Source organism: Blautia marasmi, from assembly GCF_900258535.1.
Lineage (GTDB): Bacteria > Bacillota > Clostridia > Lachnospirales > Lachnospiraceae > Blautia > Blautia hominis.
In genome coordinates, this window is sequence record NZ_OIWX01000001.1 from 2,537,509 (window position 1) to 2,556,100 (window position 18,592).

The following is an 18,592-nucleotide window of genomic DNA, read 5'->3' on the forward strand; positions in this document are numbered from 1 at the left end:
CAGCCAAACGGGCGCGGAAAAACGGGAACCGGCATTTCGGTGTGTGATGCACCTTTTAGGGATTGCCGGTTCCCGTTTTTGTGAGTTTTATCTGAAAACATGCGCCGCCGCCGGGAGTATCCAGCAGTATCAGACGGCATTTTAACTGATGGGCCAGTTCACTGGCAATGGACAGCCCCAGTCCGAAGTGTTCTTTCTTGCTGCGGGAGGGGTCTGTTTTGTAAAAACGACGGAATACAGCCTCTTTTTGGTCATCCGGGATGCCCGGTCCATGGTCTGTGACGGATAAGGTGATGTGGCGTCCGGACTGACAGGCTGCCAGCTCGATCACAGGTTTCTCCCCTGACAGGGGTTTTCCATAAGTCATGGCATTTTCCAGCAGGATGGATAATAGCTGGTATAAGTACGCCGGATCAGAGAGAACAGGGGGCAGGATGTCATCCGGCATATGAAGCTGCAGGGAAATGCCCTTTTGCCGGCAGACAGTCTCGAAGGATTCAAAGAGCCTGAGCAGCAGGGCATCTGCCTCCACTTCCTCCAGTTTTTTTGTGAGGGTTCCCGATTCTGAGGAGGCCAGAAGCAGCAGGTCACGGATGAGTTTTCCCGCCCGGCTGCATTCCCGCCGTATAATGCCTGACATGGAGGCTGCCTGCTCAGGATTCTCCTCTATGACAGAGGCGCTGGTCTGGATGACAGACAGGGGAGAACGGAGTTCATGGGAGGCGGCGGATATAAAGTCTGTCTGTCTCTGCTGGTATTCCGCAATAGGCTTCATAGCACGCCCGAGAATCAGCCGGGCAGTCAGATAAAGGGCCGCGAATCCGGCCAGGTCCAGCAGTAAAAAGAAGACTCCAAGGGAAAGGCTCTTTTCCCCCAGTTCTGTGATATCCTGCAGCAGCACCAGGGATTTGTAAACGCTGCTGCCGGGCATCTGTATGACGATTGCCTGATAGGTGTCCCCAACTTCTCCTTGGATATGCATTACGGAAGTCTTCTGCATGGAGTTGGAGAGCGGACGGCGGCTGATATCCACGTTTTCATTCAATGCCTGCTTCTTAGCCTTTTCAATCAGTGTTTGCCGGCTGGTGGCGGGTTCCCAGGAACCGGGAAAAAACAGGGGGATAGTATTTTCTTCTATATGAATGATCAGCTTATTGTCTGCCTCCATCACAGCGAGCCAGTTGTCTGAGAAATTGATATCTGCCTCCAGTTTATTGGAGAGTTCCAGCAGATAGTTCTGGAACAGGTTTTCCTGCTGGGCCTGGTACAGATGGTTCTGGTATACCCAGACGATCAGGAAAATGACAGTCAGGATCAGGCTGGTGGTTCCTGCAAAGAGCAGGGTCAGACGTCTGCGGAAGGTAGTCAGCATGGCGGACACTCCAATCGGTAACCGATGCCGTGTGCGGTTGCGACCTGGACACGGCTTTTCAGTTTTTTCAGTATTTTGCGGAGATAATAAATATAAGTATCCAGATTTCCGTCCTCCACCTCCCCGTCAGGTCCCCATACCCTGGAATACAGCATTTGCCTGGAAATAGTCTGCTCCGGGTTCTGCATAAAATACTCCATCAGCATGGATTCCCTGCGGGAAAGCTGCTGGGTATAGGCCCCGCAGGTCAGCTTCAGTGTTGTGGTATTGAATATCAAATCCCCGTATTCCATATTCTGATGGTCTTCAATCGGCTGGGGGCGTCTGACCAGTGCACGGATACGAGCCATCAGTTCTTCAATATCATATGGCTTTACAATATAATCATCGGCTCCGCAGTCCAACCCTGCAATCCTCTCCGGCACCGCATCTATGGCTGTTGCCAGGATGACAGGGGTTGTGATCTCATTGCTCCTTATGAGTTTTAAAAGAGACAGCCCATCCATTCCCGGCAGCATACGGTCTAAAATGATCAAGTTATAGACAGGCTGCAGGGCATAATAGAGCGCGTCTGCTCCGGTCAGGCAGATATCTGTCTGGTATCCCGCTTTTTCTAAAGAAATTTTCAGCACATGGCAAAGTTCCTGGTCATCCTCTATCAATAAAATCCGCATTAAAAATAATTCCTTTCTATATTGCAGCAATCATTTTCCATTATTACATACATTTTTATCTTGCTGCAATTGGTATATTACTATTCAAAGACCCGCAAAAAGCGCAGTTCTGCCAACAATAACATTATTAGTAACTGTTCAGTACCTTCACAGTTACAGGCAAAGATCCATGCAGAATCGCCTTTGGCGATAGGATTTTTGCTTGGCTGCGGAATGCTTTTTTACGGTCAGCGCAGTGAATGGGCAGACCTACTGAATAGTTACCATTATTATACCATTCATTTCTCAAAAAAATCTTTAAAAATTCCTGGGGTTCTTAAAAGTCTTTTTGAGATTTTCCTGGTATTCTGGTAGATGAAGGGGCCGGAAGCACCGGCAGAGAGGAGTTATCATAAATGAAATGGAGAAAAATACTGGCCGCAGGGATGGGTCTTGTACTGGCTGCAGGACTGATGTCCGGATGCGGAGACCAAAAAAAGGAAACAGGCAGCGGAAAGAAAGATGACCAGGAAAAAGCTATGGGGCGCTATGTGGAAGAGGATTTAAAGCCGCCTGTACAGGACGGGGAAACCCCTCTGGGTGCATATAAAAAGGATGGGATACTCCATTTGTATACTTCGGGCGCCAGCCAGGATTCGGGTACAAAATATTATTCCTATCAATATCAGGATGGACAATGGTCAGAGGCCCAGGAGGACGCGGGATTGACTGCCATGGGCTCTGATTTTTTTCTGAATTATCTGGGGTATGGGCAGGATGGGAGTGTGTACGCAATGGGGACACCGACAAACCCAACGGAAGCGATGCCCTATGGAGGGCATATATTTAAGAATACCCAGGATAGCGATACATGGGAAGATGTTACCCCTGAAAACCTTACAAAGGCTGATGAAAATGGTTATGCTGCTAATGTTACTGATGTGGACGCACTGGCAGACGGAAGTCTGTGTGTGGCAAACGGCAGTACAGGACAAGCCGAAATCTATAAGGATGGAGAAAAAGTCTTCTCTGCTGATATGGAACCAATGATGTCAAACTTTCAGAACACCATCGGCACCTCACAAAACAGGCTGGCTGTGACAGCAAAAGATGGAAAAAGTATTACTTTTTATAACACAGATGATTATTCGGAGACAGGCAGTGCAGCGCTTACAAAAAAAGGAGAATCCTTTAACCTTGCCCCAGGTGCCGACGGAACATGGTACTGTCTGACGGAAGGCGGGATTGTACGTTTCCAGGAGACAGGGGATCTTATGGAGACCCTGCTTGACGGTTCCTATGGAAAGATGGGAGCTACGGGAATTAGCGTTGTATCATTCTTTAGCGGGGATGATGATGAGTTTTATGCTCTATATAATGAGTACGATAAAGGAGGCCTGTTCATGGCCCGCTATACTTACAATAAGGATATGCCGGTCTCAGCGGATAACACGCTTACGGTCTATGGGCTAAAAGAAAATAAGACCGTACAGCAGGCCATCAGTCTGTTCCAGACCCAGAATCCTGACGTAAGGGTAGATTACAGCTATGCAGTGGGAGAATACGAAAAACCAAGCTCCGATGATATCCGCAATCTGAATACAGAACTTTTGGGCGGAAACGGAGCCGATGTGTTGATCTTAGATAGTCTGCCGGTGGATTCCTACATAGAAAAAGGAGTTCTTGCGGACATCAGCAGCCTGAAAGAGGAGCTGGTAGAAGACGGCGGTATGCTGGAGAATGTGGCAGCAGCTATGGAAAGAGACGGAAAGGTTTACGGACTTCCGGCCCGTATGGGACTGCCGGTCATGGCTTCCAAGGATGACAGCGGCAAGGTGCTTGAGAGTATTGAGGCACTGACTTCTTACCTGGGTGAAAATCCGGAGGCGCAGGTACTGGGAGATACCGTACACACCAATGCTGCAGAGACTTTACTTGCTGTCATGTATGAGGAACTTGTAAAAGAGGATGGAAGCATTGATGAAGAGAAGATGGCAGAGTTTATAGATGACTATCTGCAGATCTGCAAAAACATGGATACACAGAGTCTGGAAGAAGCTTATGGATATGATCCTGGAGACACGGAGGATCGGAATATATATTTCTCTGCAGGATATTTTACCGGCTATGAAGACGGGAACGTGACGTTATGTGAGCTGCAGGGATACAGCAGTATGATGTATCCGGTCTATAGTATCAAGAAAGCGGGAATCGAACCAAAGGCAGTCAAAAATTACTATGTTCCATATACAATAGCAGGGATCAATGCGTCAACCAAACAGCAGGAAACGGCTGAACTGTTTATCAAAGCACTGATGTCTGATGATGTGCAGGGCAGTGAGACCTGGGACGGTTTTCCTGTTACGGAGAGTGCGTTCAATAATATGATAGCATATGCAGACACGGACGCAGCACAGAAAGATAAGGTTAGCAGTTCCTATAAAGATCCAAAAACAGGGGAGGATGTCATGGATGAGTATGGAAATGCTGACGGACAGTCGGTGCAGACCTATCTGGATCTGATCCGCACGCTGGATGCTCCGTTTGTTCCGAACCAGACACTCTTTGACACGGTCCTGGAGGAAATGGAGAAATGTTATGAGGGTACAGAGACATCTGCGGAAGCGGCAAAAGCCATTGTCCAGAAAATGGACACCTATTTGTCAGAATAAAACAGCATATGCATTTCTGGCTCCCAGTCTGCTGGGTCTGCTGGTCTTCGTCCTTCTGCCTTTCGGGGATGTGATACGCCGTTCCTTTTACCAGGCAGTGGGAGGACTGTTTGTAGGGGTGGATAATTACAGGCAGGTACTGGAAAACAGTGCCTTTAGGCAGGCCCTTGGCAATACGGTGCGTTTTCTCTGCATCTGCCTGCCTCTGCTTCTGGGATTGTCATTTCTGGCTGCTATTTTCCTAAACAGTATCACCGGGTTTGCCAAGATACTGCGGGCAGGATTTCTCCTGCCCATGGCAATCCCTGTGGCGTCGGTTGTTGTCTTCTGGAAACTTTTGTTTGACCAGAAGGGCGTGGTCAATCAGATCTTGGAAACACTGCATCTGACAGGGCAGGACTGGATGAATACAGGGTACGCTTTTTGGATCTTGGTGGGTTCTTACTTATGGAAAAATATGGGGTACGATATTGTACTGTGGATCGCAGCTTTGTCCGCTATTGGGGAGGAACAGTACGAGGCGGCCAGAGTCAGCGGCGCCGGTGCATTTCAGTGCTTTCGGTATATTACGCTGCCGCAGATGAAAAGCAGTGTCTTTCTCATTGGGGTCCTGTCCTTTGTGAATGCGTTCCGGGTGTTCCGGGAGGCGTATCTGATCGCAGGGGATTATCCCCATGAAAGTATATATATGCTGCAGCATTTGTTCAACAACTGGTTTACAAAGCTGGATATACAAAAAATGAGTGCTGCAGCGGTTTTGATGGCAATTGCAGTGAGTGTGATCCTGGTATTGGTGGAATGGTGGAATGAAAGGCAGGAGGACCGTGGATAAGAAAAAGACAGTGCGAACAGCAGTGCTGACCATATTCTGCCTTCTGTTCTGGGTACCTGTGCTTGTCATGTTCCCCAATTCTTTTATGGGGGCTGAGGAGCTGAAAGCATCTTACGGAGGGGTATTGGGAGGAGGTACGGAAGCGGTCCGTTTGGAACTGCTTCCCGTTTATCCAACCCTGAAGCCATATGTGGAACTTCTGCTGGATTCGCCGGATTTCTTTGTTATGTTCTGGAATTCCGTTAAGCAGGTGGTGCCTATTCTGATCGGACAGGTGCTGATCGGCATGCCGGCAGCGTGGGCGTTTGGCAGGTACCGTTTTCGGGGACGCAGGATATTATTTTTATTATATATGATTTTGATGATCATGCCTTTCCAGGTTACCATGGTATCCAGTTATCTGGTACTTTCGGAACTGTCTCTTATGGATACCCACCTGGCAATCATCCTGCCAGGGATCTTCTCGGCATTTCCCGTATTTATCATGCAGAAGTTCTTTCGTTCCATCCCGGATGCCCTTGTGGAGGCAGCCATGGTGGACGGGGCCGGACAGTTTAGGATTTTTCTGCATGTGGGGGTGCCGCTGGGGCTGCCCGGCATTATGGCGTCAGTGCTGCTTAATTTTCTGGAATACTGGAATGCCATTGAGGCACCCATGACATTTCTGAAGACAAAATCAAAGCTGCCTCTTTCCCTCTATCTTCCGCAGATCACTACGGACCAGATGGGGAGTTCCTTTGCAGCGTCCATTGTGATGATGCTGCCGGCGGTACTTATTTTTTTATGGGGACAGGAATATTTGGAGCAGGGGATCGTGGCATCGGGATTAAAGGAGTAGTTATGAGAAAAAAAGCGGGAAAAGCAGTAATATATTTTTTAGTGCTGATGCTGTGCTGTACTGTGGCTGCAAGGACAGCCTCCTCCATAACGGTTGCCAAGGTAAAGACTACCAAGGTGGGGAAAGGGGTGCTGACCCAGCTTGTGACAGGCAGCGGAACGGTAACGCCGAAAGAGCAGTACAGCCAGTCTCTGCCGGAGGGACAGAAGGTGAAGAAAATTCTTGTGAAACCTCAGACCGCAGTGGAGGCAGGCCAGGCGCTGGTACAGTTGGATATGGATTATCTGGCAGAAAAAATAGAGGAAAAGAACAGGGAGATAGAAAAGCTGAAACTGCAGCTTGAACAGCAGAAGCTGGCCGGACAGGAGGATGCCCGCACGCCGGAGACGGCTCAGGCACAGATCGCCTTGAACAATGCGGAAATACTGCTGCAACAGGCCCAGGCAGATTATGATCAGGCAGCAGCAGAGTATGAGAGTCTGGCAAATGATCCTCCGGCAGCGGACAGCGGCCAGGCACAGGACAGTGGTCAGGCACAGGACAGCGGCCTGTCCGATGACCAGGGAGAAGGTTCCGATACAGCGGGGGAAACACCCCAAAGTGGCAATGCTTCCGGGGCTGGGGAATATGAACAGTGGGAGCAGGAGGTACAGGCTGCAAAAGATAAAATGCAGAGTGCTGCAGACACATTAAACAGCCAGGCCATTTCTTATAACCAGGCAGTGGAGCAGTACAATTTAGCCAGCCAAAATGAGGCAAATGCACAGCAGAATGAGGAAAAAAAGAAAAGATCAAACTCCCTCACGGTGGAGGGGATACAGGTAGATATGGAAGGCGCTGAGGCAGCACTTAAGAAACTGACAGATATTCAGAATGCGGAGGGGATCGTAAGTGCGGCAGCCGCCGGTATTTTCCAATCTGCAGGTGTGACAGAGGGTGCTGTGACTGCGGGGACAGAACAGATTGTCATCGCATCACAGGCCGCAGAGGTAAAAGGATTTATTGATCAGGCGGATGTGGGGAAAATACAGGAAGGCGATAAAATAAACGTAAAGCTTTCGGGAAATACAGAGGCATTGGAAGTTAAGGCAGAGAGATTTGAACAGGTCTCTGGCCAGGAGACGCCATCCCAGGAAGGAGCAGACCAGGCAGATACAGGCGGAATGGTCTGGTATGGACAGGTGGGTGAAAAGCAGTTAAAAACCGGCACATCCTTTACTTATGAAGCAAGCAGGGAGTCAGGTTCTTATGAGCAGGTGATACCACTTGGCAGTCTGCATCAGGTACAGGGACAGACTTATGTACTGACTGCAGAGGTAAGAGATGGGATTCTGGGACAGGTTTACACTGCCGTGTCTGTACCGGTAACAGTTTTGGATAAAGATGATAAATACGCTGCCGTAAAGTCAGCTTTAAGCGGTAAAAGCCTTATCATAACAGAATCCAGTAAATATGTGGAGGAGGGAAATCAGGTACGGTTAGAGTGAGAAAAAAAGAGATGAACGTTCTTCTGGTGATCTTCGTTTTGATATTCTTTGCGGGAGTGGGGATCTCCTGTTACAGCAGTCTGAGGAAACACGCAGCAGGGGAACTGGGACTTGTGTACCGCAGCACATATGTGACCAGGGAACAGATGGAGACCTGGTGGCAGAATGCCGGAGAAGATGAAAGAAAATATATAAAGGATATGACACTGTGGAAAGCGCCTGAGGAGGTAAACGCAGTCAATACGTCTCTGGGACAGAGCGCAAAGGTACAGCTGATCAAGGCAGCGGGGAATATGAATTTGATCATGCCCGGAAAACTGTGCGAGGGAAGTCTGGTGAGTGACGGTGACAATACCGGATGTGTGGTCAGTAAAACACTTGCACAGAAGCTCAATCTGGATGAAACGGGGGGAATGATACAAGTATCAGGAAAACAATATCAGGTCAGAGGGATTTTGGACAGCAGTGAGGCTGTCTGCATCATACAGGGAGGGAGCGGCACTTTATACAGCAGGGTACAGGTGCAGTATAGAAATATGCCGGCATCCAGCGCGGAGCAGATGCTCTTGGGACTGCTTCCGGGAACTGCGGATGTAAGAGCAGAAGGGGATTTGTTCAGCGGGCTGGGGGGATTGTTCCTCATGGCCCCCCTGTGGGTTTTATTTGCCAGGTCCGCTGCCGGGCTTCGCCGTGTTTACCGTAATGCAGCATGGAAGGACTGGATAAAGGAACTTTGCAGTATCTGCTTTCCTGTGCTGGTGATTGGAGGGATTGGCGTTTTAGTGCTGCTGAGTTTTCATTTTTCTGATGATTATATACCCGGAGCCTGGTCAGACTTTTCTTTCTTTTCCAGACTGGCAGCAGAAAAGGCCGGGGATATGAAAGGACTCATAACCCAGGCCCTTGACTACCGTGACAGGGATATGCTGCTTGGGACAGCAGGCTGTATGCTGGCAGGCAGTGTGTGTTCGGTGATCATTCTGAAGTTTCCTCGTCCACCCTTCGGTTTTTATAATAGTAGATCAAATCGTCATCCGTGATCTCCCGCAGCACTTTGCATGGGTTTCCCACAGCAATGCAGTCTGCGGGAATATCTTTTGTTACAATACTTCCGGCACCAATGACGGAGTGGTCCCCAATGGTAACCCCAGGCATGATGATCACGCCGCTTCCAATCCATACGTCATCACCGATGGTGACAGGGAAGGAATACATTTCCCCGTGGGGGCGGAGTTTATAATGCACAGGATGTCCTGTTGTGCTTATGGTGACATTGGGGGCAAAGAGTACGCCTTTGCCTATTGTTATCTTATAGTCATCCACTAAAGTCAGATTGGAGTTGATGTATGTGTTGTCTCCGATGGAAACCGTTTTTCCGAATGCCAGGGTGAGGGGCGGTTCAATCCATACATCCTTCCCTACAGAACCAAAGATTTCCGGCAGCAAAGCCATCCTCTTCTCTTTTTCGTCGGGTCTGGTGTGGTTAAAATCATAGGCCAGCCCCCGCGCTCTTGCCTGGGCAGCCATGGCCTCCGGGGTATCTGTCCACAGCAGTCCTTTTGCTTTTCTTTCTTCCATTGTCATGGGATATATCCTCCTTGTTGTTAAATAGTTGTAACAGTTCAGACAGGTCTGCGCATTTACTGCGCTGACCGTATGAAGAAGTAGTGCCAGCTTTATCCAGCCCATCGCGAAGCGATTTTTAATGGCTGGATGTGTAACGGTTCAGCTTGTCTGAACTGTTAAATAGTTATATTCTTCAGCCATTTTTTGCCCTTATAATGTTTCAGGACGAATGGCGTCTTGACCAGCTCATGCAGGTTCATTATTATGTAAACCGTTACCGGAGGGAGCTTCCAGACGAATCCCAGAAACAGTCCAATCAGTACGGAATAACACCACATTACAAAAAAATCACAGTACAGACCAAACTTCGTATCTCCTCCGGCACAGAAAATGCCGCAGATGGCCGTGTTGGTGAAAGAGGAAAGTACGGCGTTTAAAGCCAGCAGCAGATACATGCTGTTCAGGTCTGTCAGGGCCTGGGGGGAGAGGCGGACGATTCCTGTCACCAGAGGCTTCAAAAGAAGCATGAGCACAGCACCGGCCAGGCCGCTTATCAGGGCAGCCTTCATAAGCTTTGAGGCATCCGTCTCAGCCTTTTTATAATTACTCCGTCCCAGCTCTTTGCCCAGCAGCACAGCACCGCCCTCCGCAAAACCGAAACATACCACTGTGGCAAGTCCCTGTACTACGGAAGCCACAGAGTTGGCGGCCACGATATCAGAGCCAAGATGTCCCATAATAGCAGAGAGGACAGCAGTGGCACCGCCCCATACAAAGCCTTCCGCAGTGACAGGAAGGGAATAGCGGAGAAAATTCTTTGTGAGAACACTGCCCGCATCGTGAAAATCATCCCGCGTAAGATGTATTTTCTTGATCATACCTGCATCCAGCGCGCACAGGCCCAGCTCCGCTGCCCTGGAAATGACGGTGGCTATGGCAACTCCGGTCACACCAAGTTTTGGAAAACCGAATAGACCGAAGATAAATACAGCATTTAAGAAAACATTGGCAGTCAGTGTGACAGAACCAATGGCAGCGCTTCTTCCCACCTGCTGGATGGATTTCAGAATGCACAGGTAAATCTGCGACATGCCCATAAAGAGATAGGCGAAAGCTATGATCCGCAGATACTGGGCCCCTGTTTGTATCAGATCCGGCTCTGAGGTAAAGATATGCATAAGCTGTGTAGGCATAAAAAAGGCCAGAACGAAAAAGAGCAGAGAGACACCCATGGAAAAACGGAGTACAACCAGGGTGAGCCGGCGGATGGAGGCAGTGTCATGTTTTCCCCAATACTGGGCAGTCATGGCAGTGGTCCCTGTCCGCAGCCCTACATACACCAGATTCAGGACAAATTGTACCTGATTGGCAAGGGAAACGGCAGAGAGGGACGTCTGGTTGACATAACTAAGCATTAAAACATCAGCCGAACCCACAGCTGTGGTAAGCAGGCTCTGCAATACAATTGGAAAAGTAATAAAGATCAGGGATTTGAGAAAATCATCTTTTATTTTCAATGTTGTCTCCTTGTGCAGATATACGTTTATAGATATAATTATATTAACTTTTATTGCAAAAAGCTTTAAAAATATCTATAAAATATTACAAAATATTGATGAAAAGAGGATATGTATGGCAGAGAAATGTATTCCGGTCGACAAAGAGCTTTGTTCTACGCTTTCATTTGGCACCTATTCTTTTCCCGCGGAAATCTTCTATGATGATCTGGATGAGTATGCCAACAATTTTGTGAACTGGCACAAGCAGAGGGAAGTGGAGATTTCCCAAATCCTGGAGGGGGAGGCTGAGGTACAGGTTTTGGAGAAGAAGATCAGCCTGCGGGCAGGAGACGTATTTTTGATCCTGCCTCATGCACTCCACATGGTAAAGAAGGGGACAGGGAAGATAGCCAGATACCGTACCGTTATTTTTGACCCGGTTCTGCTGTATGGGTATAAAGGCAGTTATTTTTATGAGAAATATTACAGGACATTTGCAGCAGCGCAGCCTTTTTATCATTTTGCGGATACGGGGAAATCCTGGGAGCGGGAGGCAGCGGCGCATTTGGAAAGCCTGTTTGCCGGGTTCAAGGAGATTTCGGAACATAGGGAGCTGTGTATATGTACGCATTTGCAGCGGTTATGGCTGTCTTTATGTGAAAATTTGTCCGACAGCAGCGGGAAAGTTGACTGCAGCCAACAGGAGCAGCAGCGGACAGCAGTGCTCCTTAACTTTCTGCATGAACATTACAGGGAGAAATTCACACTGGATCAGCTAGCGGCTTCTGCGCATATCAGCAAAGGGGAGTGCTGCCGGTTTTTTAAAAAGATGGTACATATGACACCATGGGAGTATCTGCTGGAATACCGGCTGTCACGGAGCATGGAGCTCTTGGATAAGAAAGATTTAAACATTTCGGAGGTGGCGGAGATGACGGGATTCAGTACGGTCAGCTATTTCATTACGGAATTTAAAAAGAAAATGGGGGATACACCGCTGGGATACAGGAAAAACAGACTGAAATAAAAAATGCCTGGCAAAGCATTGGCGCGCATGAAGATCCCGAGGCAGCCAGCAAGATATGGGGCAGAATGCTCCATATCTGTGCATCGCAAAGTGTGTTACTGTTTACAGAACTGTGTTTTTTGCAGAGCTGTGAGTAGTAGTAACAGTTCAGACAAGCCGAACCGTTACGCATCCAGCCCTTAGAAATCGCTTCGCGATGGGCTGGATAAAGCTGGCACTACTTTTTTATACGGTCAGCGCAGTAAATGCGCAGACCTGTCTGAACTGATACGAGTAGTAACATATATTATGAAAAAAGCTGACAGAAGGTCTTTACAGAGGAAGGGAATGGTAGTATTATATAGATGAACGATATATAGATAATCTATATAGTGGATATTGGAGACATGATCAGGACTTTAATTTAGTCCGGAGTTTTTAGAAGGGGGTTGATGTTTTGAAAACCAGGAGAGGAAAGATCATACTGAGTATTGCAGCCTTATGCTTCAGCTTTTTGTCGGCTGGCATAGGGATGGGGCTATTGGCAGATTCCGGTTTGACGTTCGGAATGCGGGTATTATGCGGTATCTGTTTTGTGTGGGTCCCTATATTTGTGATCGCATTGATCAGTACCTTGTTCAGAAAATGAATATTTGGAATGGGAGACAGCCTGTGAACCGTAATACAGCCGCTGCTGCTGTTCTCCGCACTGAGAAGGGCAGCACTGTCAGAAAGGAGGAAACGTGATGGAATCAAACAAATTGGATAAAAGTCTGCTGTCAGGCAGCACAACACTTCTGCTCCTTCAGCTTCTCTCAGAGCGGGAAATGTATGGATATGAAATGATAGAGACATTGAGGGACAGATCTCAGAATGTATTTGAATTGAAGGCAGGAACGCTTTATCCTCTTCTACACGGGCTGGAGGATAAGGGATTTCTGGAATCCTATGAGAAGGAAGCCGATGGTAAGATCAGGAAATACTACAGGATCACAAAAAAAGGCCACAAACATCTGGACGGGAAAAAGGAAGAGTGGGAGACATACGAGACGGCAGTCAGACGCGTACTGGGAGGGCCGGCCTATGAAGGTTCATGAATATCTGAAACTTGTGGAAGAGCAGATCCACTGTAAAAGTATCTGGGAGGATATCAGACTGGAACTGTTGGGGCATATGGAGGAGGATACGGAATATTTTCAAAAAAAGGGGATGAGCCGGGAAGAAGCAGTGGAAAGAGCAGTAAAAGAGATGGGTGACCCGGTGGAGACGGGGATAGCGCTTGATAAGGTGCACAGGACACGGCTGGATGTGAAGCTTCTGCTGTTTTTTATAGGGCTCGATCTGCTGATCATAGTTCTGATGATCGCGTATTTTGGCAGCAGTATGAGTGATGTGATGGTAAGGAATCTGATCATGTGGCGGGGAATGGGGATTTTCTTCCTGCTGTTGTTTGCTTTTGGAAAGTACAGGGAAGAATATTTTTCCAGGCCATATCAGCTTTGGCTGCTCTTTTTTATACTCAGCGGTGTGTTTTTAGTGCTGAGTATTTTCAACGGCCCCATCAAGGACACCGGGTTTTATTTTACAGACACCGCATATCAGAGTATGCTGTTCAGTACAGCCGCAGGTTTTGGGGTGCTGACCTTCTATTATCGGAGAGGGGGATATGGTGAAGTACACCGGCTTTTGGGTATTGCCGGGCTCGTGTGTCTCTTCAGCGTAATTTCAGGGGAATTTTTTTATACATTTTTAATCATATTGACCCATGTATTGATTCTCACAATTGCAGTGCGAAGAGGCTGGTTTCACATCAAGAGACGGGAGTTCCTCATAAAGATCTGGAGTGTTCCTGCGGTGCTGTCCCTCATTGGAGTCGGAATCATATATAAAGGATTCAAAGACCACTTGGTCATGCGCAGTATACGGGCATATATGGAGCTGGATGACACACCGGGAATCCTGATGCGAATGTTCGGCAGTGCCGGTATTTGGGGAATCCTTTTGGTGATACTGCTTTTAGCGGGTGTATTTCTGTGGATGCTGCATGATATCAGAAAACTGACCAACCAATACTGCAATATTACATGTACCTGTGTGTTGGTCGCATTTGTTATGATGGTTTTGAACTCTGTGCTGGCTATGATGGGATTTGGTGATACAAACCAGGTGTATTTTCCGTTTTTCTCTATAAACAGATACAGCAACGGGTGTGCGGTCTACATCTATTATATTCTTTTGGGGACATATCTCCATATGCACAGACACGATAAAGTCCTGCCAAAGTCGGAGATGCCAACTAAGAGAGCGGCCTGACAGAGGATGGGCTTCAGATACCATATATGGTTTAGTCAGAGGAATGACTCAGTGGGGCAAAATGGGATATGTACAAAATACACAAATAATGACGAAAATATACTTGTTATATGTGCTGAAATTGTTATAACTGACGAAAAAATGCTTACATGAAAATCTTTAGAGTGGTAAAATGAAATTAAATCGTAACTATTCAGTAGGTCTGCGCATTCACTGCGCTGACCGTAAGAAAGTGCATCACGGCCAAGCAAAAATCCCATCGCCAAAGGCGATTTTGCATGGATTTTTGTCTGTGACTGTGAGGGTACTGAACAGTTACATTAAATCAAAGAAAAGGAAGTCGTTTACCATGAAGAGGATCACAAGCGCATGTTTATCTCAGACCATCAAATTTGAGGCATTTACATCCCAGGAAGTGAAGGCAGAGTACGATTTGTACCTGAAAAAGCTGGATGCCAAGAATACGAAGTATGTCATTGATGATTTCCAGGATAACGGTCATGGTGTTATTACTGTAAAGATCAGAAAACAGTATAATACCTACCACACAGGTGAGTATTTAGAGTAAGGAAAAACGGCTGACACGGCAGACTGCGTGTCAGCCGTATTGTATTATACTCAATTGCAGATTACGGAACAGCAGCCGGGGATGTATGATCGCATTACAGAGGAGAAGGTAGAAATATGGAGGTCGTGTGGATGGAAGAGGAGGAAGCAGCCAAATCAGCTGTGCTGCAGGATACGGAGACAGAGGCCCTCCCTGGGGATGAAACAGATTTGTTTGAAGATGAAACGCCGGATGACATGTTTTCCGGTGATTCGGTAAAAGCATATTTAAAAGAAATTGGAAAGTTTTCTTTGTTGGATGCCGTCCAGGAAACAGAGACTGCAAAGAGGATTGAGGAGGGAGACAGTAAAGCAAAAGAAGAATTGGTGAATGCAAATCTCCGTCTTGTAGTTAGTGTGGCCCGGCGTTATTCGGGATGTGGTATGCCTCTTTTGGATTTGATCCAGGAGGGAAATCTGGGGCTGATGCGTGCAGCGGAGGGCTTTGATTATAAAAGGGGATACAAGTTCAGTACTTATGCTATGTGGTGGATCCGGCAGGCTATTACCAGAGCCATTGCGGATAAGTCCAAGAACATCAGAATCCCGGTACATATGGCAGAAACCATGAATCAAATCCGCCGGGAATCCAGAAAGTATGTCAGTGAGAACGGGGAAGAACCGGGAGCCGAAATACTGGCCCGGAGATTATCCATGCCAAGGGAGAAGGTGGAGGAAGTATTGACGTATTTTGGAGATACCATCTCTTTGGAAACGCCCGTGGGAGATGAGGAGGAAACATCTCTTATGAACTTTATCTCAGATAAGGCTGCACCGGAACAATTTGAGGTAACAACAGCCAAAATCCTCCGCAGTGAGATGGATGATGTGCTGTCATGCCTCTCAGAGCGGGAGCAGAATGTGCTGCGCCTGCGTTTCGGATTCGTGGACGGAAGGGTCTGGACCCTGGAAGAGGTGGGACAGATCTACCATGTGACAAGGGAGCGGATCCGCCAGATAGAGGTAAAGGCTCTGAGAAAGCTGAGAGCCAGGAAGGATGTCCAGAGGATGAGTGATTATCTGGAGTAGGAAAAGGATTAAGCTGTCCGGCTGATCTCATCCTGTAATCCTGTCCAGTAACACGCTTCGCGATGCACAGATATGGAGCATTCTGCCCCATATGGCGCTGGCTGCCTCGGGATAATAGTCTTAACAATACTGGCTATATCTTTTTATCAAAGGGTTTGTTATACTTCATATATGGAAGAAGATTGAATGGAGGAACGGGGTTTGGACAGGAAAAATATCTATAAACTGTTCTATGGTGCTGTCTTTTTGCTGGTCATAGGATTCTGTGTTAGAGTAGGGGCGGATTTTTATGAATACAATGAGATGACTTATTCCGCGCCATTCTATGTTTTCGTGATCGTCAGGGGACTTGAATTCCTTTTGCCCGGCTTGCTATTATTTCTGGCAGCCAGAATGGTGAAGAAAAAATATAACGGATAAAAGAATGGGGGAACACCGGAGCGTGTCTGAAAATTTATTCCGACAATCTGCACGCTCTGGTGAAGACTCCGCTAGTTGACATATCCCTATATAGTAGTATATACTAGTGTTTAGTAATACTAAGTATTATGGAAAAGAAGGAGGTGGACATGGATAATAAGTTTGCACAGCAGTTAAAAAAAGGTGTTTTGGATATGGTGGTGCTCAGGTTAGTGGAAGAGAAAAGCACGTACGGTTATGAGATCATCCAGCAGTTGGAACAGCGGGGGGAAGGCTTTTTTAATTTGAAGGAGGGCACTTTGTATCCTGTTCTCTACCGCCTGGAGGACAGCGGACTGATTGAGTCATTTTGGCAGAATGGGGAAGGGCGGACAGCTCCCAAGAAATATTATACCATCACGGAAAAAGGCAGTGAGACATACAGGGAATACAGGAATCTTTGGATGGAGTTTCAAAACTGTATCTCACATATATGCGGGGAGGGAGATCAATGACAGAGGATCAGAAAAAGATTAAAAAATATGTAAATGCAGTGGAGCGGAAGCTGAAGGTACCTCTCAAAATGAAAGTCAGGATCAATGCGGATTTGGGAACCGACATCCATGCGAGGATGGAAGCCGGGCAGTCGGTAGATGATATTCTGGAGGAGATCGGAAGTCCAAAGGAAGTGGCGGACAGATTCAATGGAGAACTGGGGGTTGGGACGCAGACGGAGGCCAGCCTGATGCGGTTTCTGTTTTTATTTCTGGCAATCTTAGTGTCGGTCTATACGGCATATGAGTTGGTAACAGATATGTACATCAACGAATTTATGGATTCGTATTTACGAAGTCCTGTTACGATCATAGGCGGCGCAGATGGGCCAACCTCGGTTTTTGTGGCTTATAACAGCGTTCCAAAACTGGGAAATTGGATGATTTCAGGCGGCTTTGCTCTGGGATGTATAGATGTCTATCTATACATGAAAAGAAAAGGCAGGGGAAAAACCGGTCTGGTATTACCGGTGATCGCTTCGGTTTTAGGCATTATTGGGGCAGGGACCTGGATCATTGGTTTTTGGGATAATTTCCAATACTGGGAGATGACCTGGGAGTACAATTTTCCGGCATTTTTAATGCTGATAGAATTGGCGCTGCCCATAGGAATACTGATTTTAAGGATAAAACAATTAAAAAATAAGGATGTGAAGTAAGAGTGATCATTATCTAAAAGACCATACAGGGGGCCGCTGGCATATGACATAGCGGCCCCCACTCAACTCTAAAGTAAATTCTTTTACCATCTCAAAAAATATTATCTAAATTTCCCAACACCCATTTATATAGGTAAGTAAAATCCCATTTACTATGCAGATCCACTATATTTTTCGTCTGCTCTTGCTGTGTTCCTCTTTTTTGTGTATAGTCTGCAGTATAGAGAAACACATAATTGGTATACATAGTGAAGGAGGGATCTCATGCACCGTGACAGGTTTTATCTGTCAGACAGGATCAGGGCGTACATAGAGAGCGCCCACATAAAAGAAGGAGAACGGCTTCCCTCTAATGAGGAACTGGCAGAACAGTTCGGTGTACAGAAAGGAACTGTGCGGGCTGCGCTGGAACGTCTGAAGGAGGAAGGGATTGTGTACAGTGTAAAAGGCGTGGGCACATTCGCGGCAAAGAGGAAGATACTCAGAAATATGGAACGTTTTGAATCTTTTTCCGAGATGGCACAGCAAAATGGAAGTACAGTGACCACGAAAGTGCTGTCCTGCCGTGTGATTCCGGCGGGATATACACTGGCAGAGGAATTCGGTCTGCCTCCCTGGGCGGATATCACAGAGATTGTCCGTCTCCGCGAAGTGGACCGGGAGACAGCAGCCTTGGAAATCTCCCACATTCCCGCTTATCTTGTTCCGGAACTGGAAAGTAAGCCGCTGGGTGGCTCTCTGTACCGTCTTTTGGAAGAAGAATACCGGATCCACCTGATACAGGGGAAACAGACCATGACGGTGAGGGCGGCCGACGAGGAGGAGGCAAAGCTTCTGAAATGCAGCCGGGGGGATGCGCTGGCAGTGATGGAAATGCGGGCATTTGATCAGGATGGACATAAAGTGGAGTATGCCTGCTCTCTTACAAGAGGTGACAGATGCAGGTTCACCAGTATTTTAAGGATGGAGGCATGAACGATGCAGTGGGTCTGCGCGTGTACTGCGCTGACTATAAGAAGGCGTTCGGCAGCCAGGCAAAAATCCCATCGCCCAAGGCGATCGTGCATGGAGATTTGCCGGCGGCTGTGAAGGTGCAGAACAGTTAGG

At 47.5% G+C, this 18,592-nt stretch carries 20 protein-coding genes; 16 read left to right on the forward strand and 4 right to left on the reverse strand.

The window, feature by feature from the left end; genetic code table 11:
* Positions 1-55: 55 nt before the first annotated feature.
* Both C6P39_RS10970 and C6P39_RS10975 read right to left on the reverse strand, forming a co-directional pair.
* A complete protein-coding gene (locus tag C6P39_RS10970; RefSeq protein WP_104803810.1) occupies positions 56-1,372 on the reverse strand; it encodes a sensor histidine kinase in 1,317 nt (438 codons plus the stop codon).
* The gene (locus C6P39_RS10975; RefSeq protein WP_104803811.1) at positions 1,366-2,046 is read right to left on the reverse strand and encodes a response regulator transcription factor; all 681 of its coding nucleotides are present in this window, start codon (positions 2,044-2,046) and stop codon (positions 1,366-1,368) included. Before C6P39_RS10975 ends, C6P39_RS10970 begins: the two co-directional genes overlap by 7 nt.
* Before the next feature lie 395 nt (positions 2,047-2,441).
* Here C6P39_RS10975 and C6P39_RS10980 point away from each other — a divergent pair, with 395 nt between their 5' ends.
* From C6P39_RS10980 to C6P39_RS11000, 5 genes are read left to right on the forward strand one after another with little or no spacing between them, the layout of a single operon-like run.
* On the forward strand, positions 2,442-4,697 hold the full coding sequence (locus C6P39_RS10980; RefSeq protein ID WP_104803812.1) for an ABC transporter substrate-binding protein: 2,256 nt from the start codon (positions 2,442-2,444) through the stop codon (positions 4,695-4,697).
* The gene (locus C6P39_RS10985; RefSeq protein WP_242987014.1) at positions 4,624-5,529 is read left to right on the forward strand and encodes a carbohydrate ABC transporter permease; all 906 of its coding nucleotides are present in this window, start codon (positions 4,624-4,626) and stop codon (positions 5,527-5,529) included. Before C6P39_RS10980 ends, C6P39_RS10985 begins: the two co-directional genes overlap by 74 nt.
* Positions 5,504-6,367, forward strand: a complete 864-nt coding sequence (locus tag C6P39_RS10990; protein WP_104803814.1) for a carbohydrate ABC transporter permease — start codon at positions 5,504-5,506, stop codon at positions 6,365-6,367. The genes C6P39_RS10985 and C6P39_RS10990 overlap by 26 nt, the downstream gene beginning before the upstream one ends.
* Positions 6,368-6,369: 2 nt before the next feature.
* Entirely contained in the window at positions 6,370-7,854 is a 1,485-nt protein-coding gene (locus C6P39_RS10995; RefSeq protein ID WP_104803815.1) for a putative HlyD family type I secretion protein, read from the forward strand.
* Positions 7,851-8,894 (forward strand): ABC transporter permease, encoded by a 1,044-nt coding sequence (locus C6P39_RS11000; RefSeq protein ID WP_104803816.1) that lies wholly within the window; start codon positions 7,851-7,853, stop codon positions 8,892-8,894. The genes C6P39_RS10995 and C6P39_RS11000 overlap by 4 nt, the downstream gene beginning before the upstream one ends.
* On the opposite strand, the gene C6P39_RS28470 is transcribed toward C6P39_RS11000, so the two are convergent.
* Complete coding sequence (locus C6P39_RS28470; protein WP_095174931.1) at positions 8,830-9,438, reverse strand: maltose acetyltransferase domain-containing protein; 609 nt, start codon at positions 9,436-9,438, stop codon at positions 8,830-8,832. The genes C6P39_RS11000 and C6P39_RS28470 overlap by 65 nt on opposite strands.
* A 158-nt stretch (positions 9,439-9,596) precedes the next feature.
* Entirely contained in the window at positions 9,597-10,937 is a 1,341-nt protein-coding gene (locus C6P39_RS11010) for an MATE family efflux transporter (RefSeq protein ID WP_158661535.1), read from the reverse strand.
* A gap of 115 nt (positions 10,938-11,052) precedes the next feature.
* Here C6P39_RS11010 and C6P39_RS11015 point away from each other — a divergent pair, with 115 nt between their 5' ends.
* From C6P39_RS11015 to C6P39_RS28165, 11 genes are all read left to right on the forward strand, one after another.
* Positions 11,053-11,946, forward strand: a complete 894-nt coding sequence (locus C6P39_RS11015; RefSeq protein ID WP_104803818.1) for a helix-turn-helix domain-containing protein — start codon at positions 11,053-11,055, stop codon at positions 11,944-11,946.
* A 436-nt stretch (positions 11,947-12,382) separates the two neighbouring features.
* Entirely contained in the window at positions 12,383-12,574 is a 192-nt protein-coding gene (locus C6P39_RS27455; protein WP_147737740.1) for a hypothetical protein, read from the forward strand.
* A gap of 97 nt (positions 12,575-12,671) precedes the next feature.
* The gene (locus tag C6P39_RS11025) at positions 12,672-13,022 is read left to right on the forward strand and encodes a PadR family transcriptional regulator (RefSeq protein WP_104803820.1); all 351 of its coding nucleotides are present in this window, start codon (positions 12,672-12,674) and stop codon (positions 13,020-13,022) included.
* A complete protein-coding gene (locus tag C6P39_RS11030) occupies positions 13,009-14,238 on the forward strand; it encodes a permease prefix domain 1-containing protein (RefSeq protein WP_104803821.1) in 1,230 nt (409 codons plus the stop codon). The genes C6P39_RS11025 and C6P39_RS11030 overlap by 14 nt, the downstream gene beginning before the upstream one ends.
* Before the next feature lie 349 nt (positions 14,239-14,587).
* Positions 14,588-14,806: a protein pyrBI gene (locus tag C6P39_RS11035; protein ID WP_095174924.1), complete on the forward strand. Its 219-nt coding sequence runs from the start codon at positions 14,588-14,590 to the stop codon at positions 14,804-14,806.
* 116 nt (positions 14,807-14,922) lie between these two features.
* Positions 14,923-15,873, forward strand: a complete 951-nt coding sequence (locus tag C6P39_RS11040; RefSeq protein ID WP_095174923.1) for a sigma-70 family RNA polymerase sigma factor — start codon at positions 14,923-14,925, stop codon at positions 15,871-15,873.
* 201 nt (positions 15,874-16,074) lie between these two features.
* Positions 16,075-16,293: a hypothetical protein gene (locus C6P39_RS11045; protein ID WP_147737739.1), complete on the forward strand. Its 219-nt coding sequence runs from the start codon at positions 16,075-16,077 to the stop codon at positions 16,291-16,293.
* A 149-nt stretch (positions 16,294-16,442) separates the two neighbouring features.
* The gene (locus C6P39_RS11050) at positions 16,443-16,787 is read left to right on the forward strand and encodes a PadR family transcriptional regulator (RefSeq protein WP_242987015.1); all 345 of its coding nucleotides are present in this window, start codon (positions 16,443-16,445) and stop codon (positions 16,785-16,787) included.
* On the forward strand, positions 16,784-17,485 hold the full coding sequence (locus C6P39_RS11055) for a hypothetical protein (protein WP_104803823.1): 702 nt from the start codon (positions 16,784-16,786) through the stop codon (positions 17,483-17,485). The genes C6P39_RS11050 and C6P39_RS11055 overlap by 4 nt, the downstream gene beginning before the upstream one ends.
* A gap of 264 nt (positions 17,486-17,749) precedes the next feature.
* Positions 17,750-18,460, forward strand: a complete 711-nt coding sequence (locus C6P39_RS11060) for a GntR family transcriptional regulator (RefSeq protein WP_095174919.1) — start codon at positions 17,750-17,752, stop codon at positions 18,458-18,460.
* Entirely contained in the window at positions 18,457-18,591 is a 135-nt protein-coding gene (locus C6P39_RS28165; protein WP_278277969.1) for a hypothetical protein, read from the forward strand. The genes C6P39_RS11060 and C6P39_RS28165 overlap by 4 nt, the downstream gene beginning before the upstream one ends.
* Position 18,592: the final 1 nt, after the last annotated feature.

Excerpts from the sequence above, each read along its gene's own strand:
- C6P39_RS10970 (WP_104803810.1), bottom strand. The coding sequence starts at position 1,372 with ATGCTGACTACCTTCCGCAGACGTCTGACCCTGCTCTTTGCAGGAACC.
- C6P39_RS10975 (WP_104803811.1), bottom strand. The coding sequence starts at position 2,046 with ATGCGGATTTTATTGATAGAGGATGACCAGGAACTTTGCCATGTGCTG.
- C6P39_RS10980 (WP_104803812.1), top strand. The coding sequence starts at position 2,442 with ATGAAATGGAGAAAAATACTGGCCGCAGGGATGGGTCTTGTACTGGCT.
- C6P39_RS10985 (WP_242987014.1), top strand. The coding sequence starts at position 4,624 with ATGAGGGTACAGAGACATCTGCGGAAGCGGCAAAAGCCATTGTCCAGA.
- C6P39_RS10990 (WP_104803814.1), top strand. The coding sequence starts at position 5,504 with ATGAAAGGCAGGAGGACCGTGGATAAGAAAAAGACAGTGCGAACAGCA.
- C6P39_RS10995 (WP_104803815.1), top strand. The coding sequence starts at position 6,370 with ATGAGAAAAAAAGCGGGAAAAGCAGTAATATATTTTTTAGTGCTGATG.
- C6P39_RS28470 (WP_095174931.1), bottom strand. The coding sequence starts at position 9,438 with ATGACAATGGAAGAAAGAAAAGCAAAAGGACTGCTGTGGACAGATACC.
- C6P39_RS11015 (WP_104803818.1), top strand. The coding sequence starts at position 11,053 with ATGGCAGAGAAATGTATTCCGGTCGACAAAGAGCTTTGTTCTACGCTT.
- C6P39_RS11025 (WP_104803820.1), top strand. The coding sequence starts at position 12,672 with ATGGAATCAAACAAATTGGATAAAAGTCTGCTGTCAGGCAGCACAACA.
- C6P39_RS11030 (WP_104803821.1), top strand. The coding sequence starts at position 13,009 with ATGAAGGTTCATGAATATCTGAAACTTGTGGAAGAGCAGATCCACTGT.
- C6P39_RS11035 (WP_095174924.1), top strand. The coding sequence starts at position 14,588 with ATGAAGAGGATCACAAGCGCATGTTTATCTCAGACCATCAAATTTGAG.
- C6P39_RS11040 (WP_095174923.1), top strand. The coding sequence starts at position 14,923 with ATGGAGGTCGTGTGGATGGAAGAGGAGGAAGCAGCCAAATCAGCTGTG.
- C6P39_RS11050 (WP_242987015.1), top strand. The coding sequence starts at position 16,443 with ATGGATAATAAGTTTGCACAGCAGTTAAAAAAAGGTGTTTTGGATATG.
- C6P39_RS11055 (WP_104803823.1), top strand. The coding sequence starts at position 16,784 with ATGACAGAGGATCAGAAAAAGATTAAAAAATATGTAAATGCAGTGGAG.
- C6P39_RS11060 (WP_095174919.1), top strand. The coding sequence starts at position 17,750 with ATGCACCGTGACAGGTTTTATCTGTCAGACAGGATCAGGGCGTACATA.
- C6P39_RS28165 (WP_278277969.1), top strand. The coding sequence starts at position 18,457 with ATGAACGATGCAGTGGGTCTGCGCGTGTACTGCGCTGACTATAAGAAG.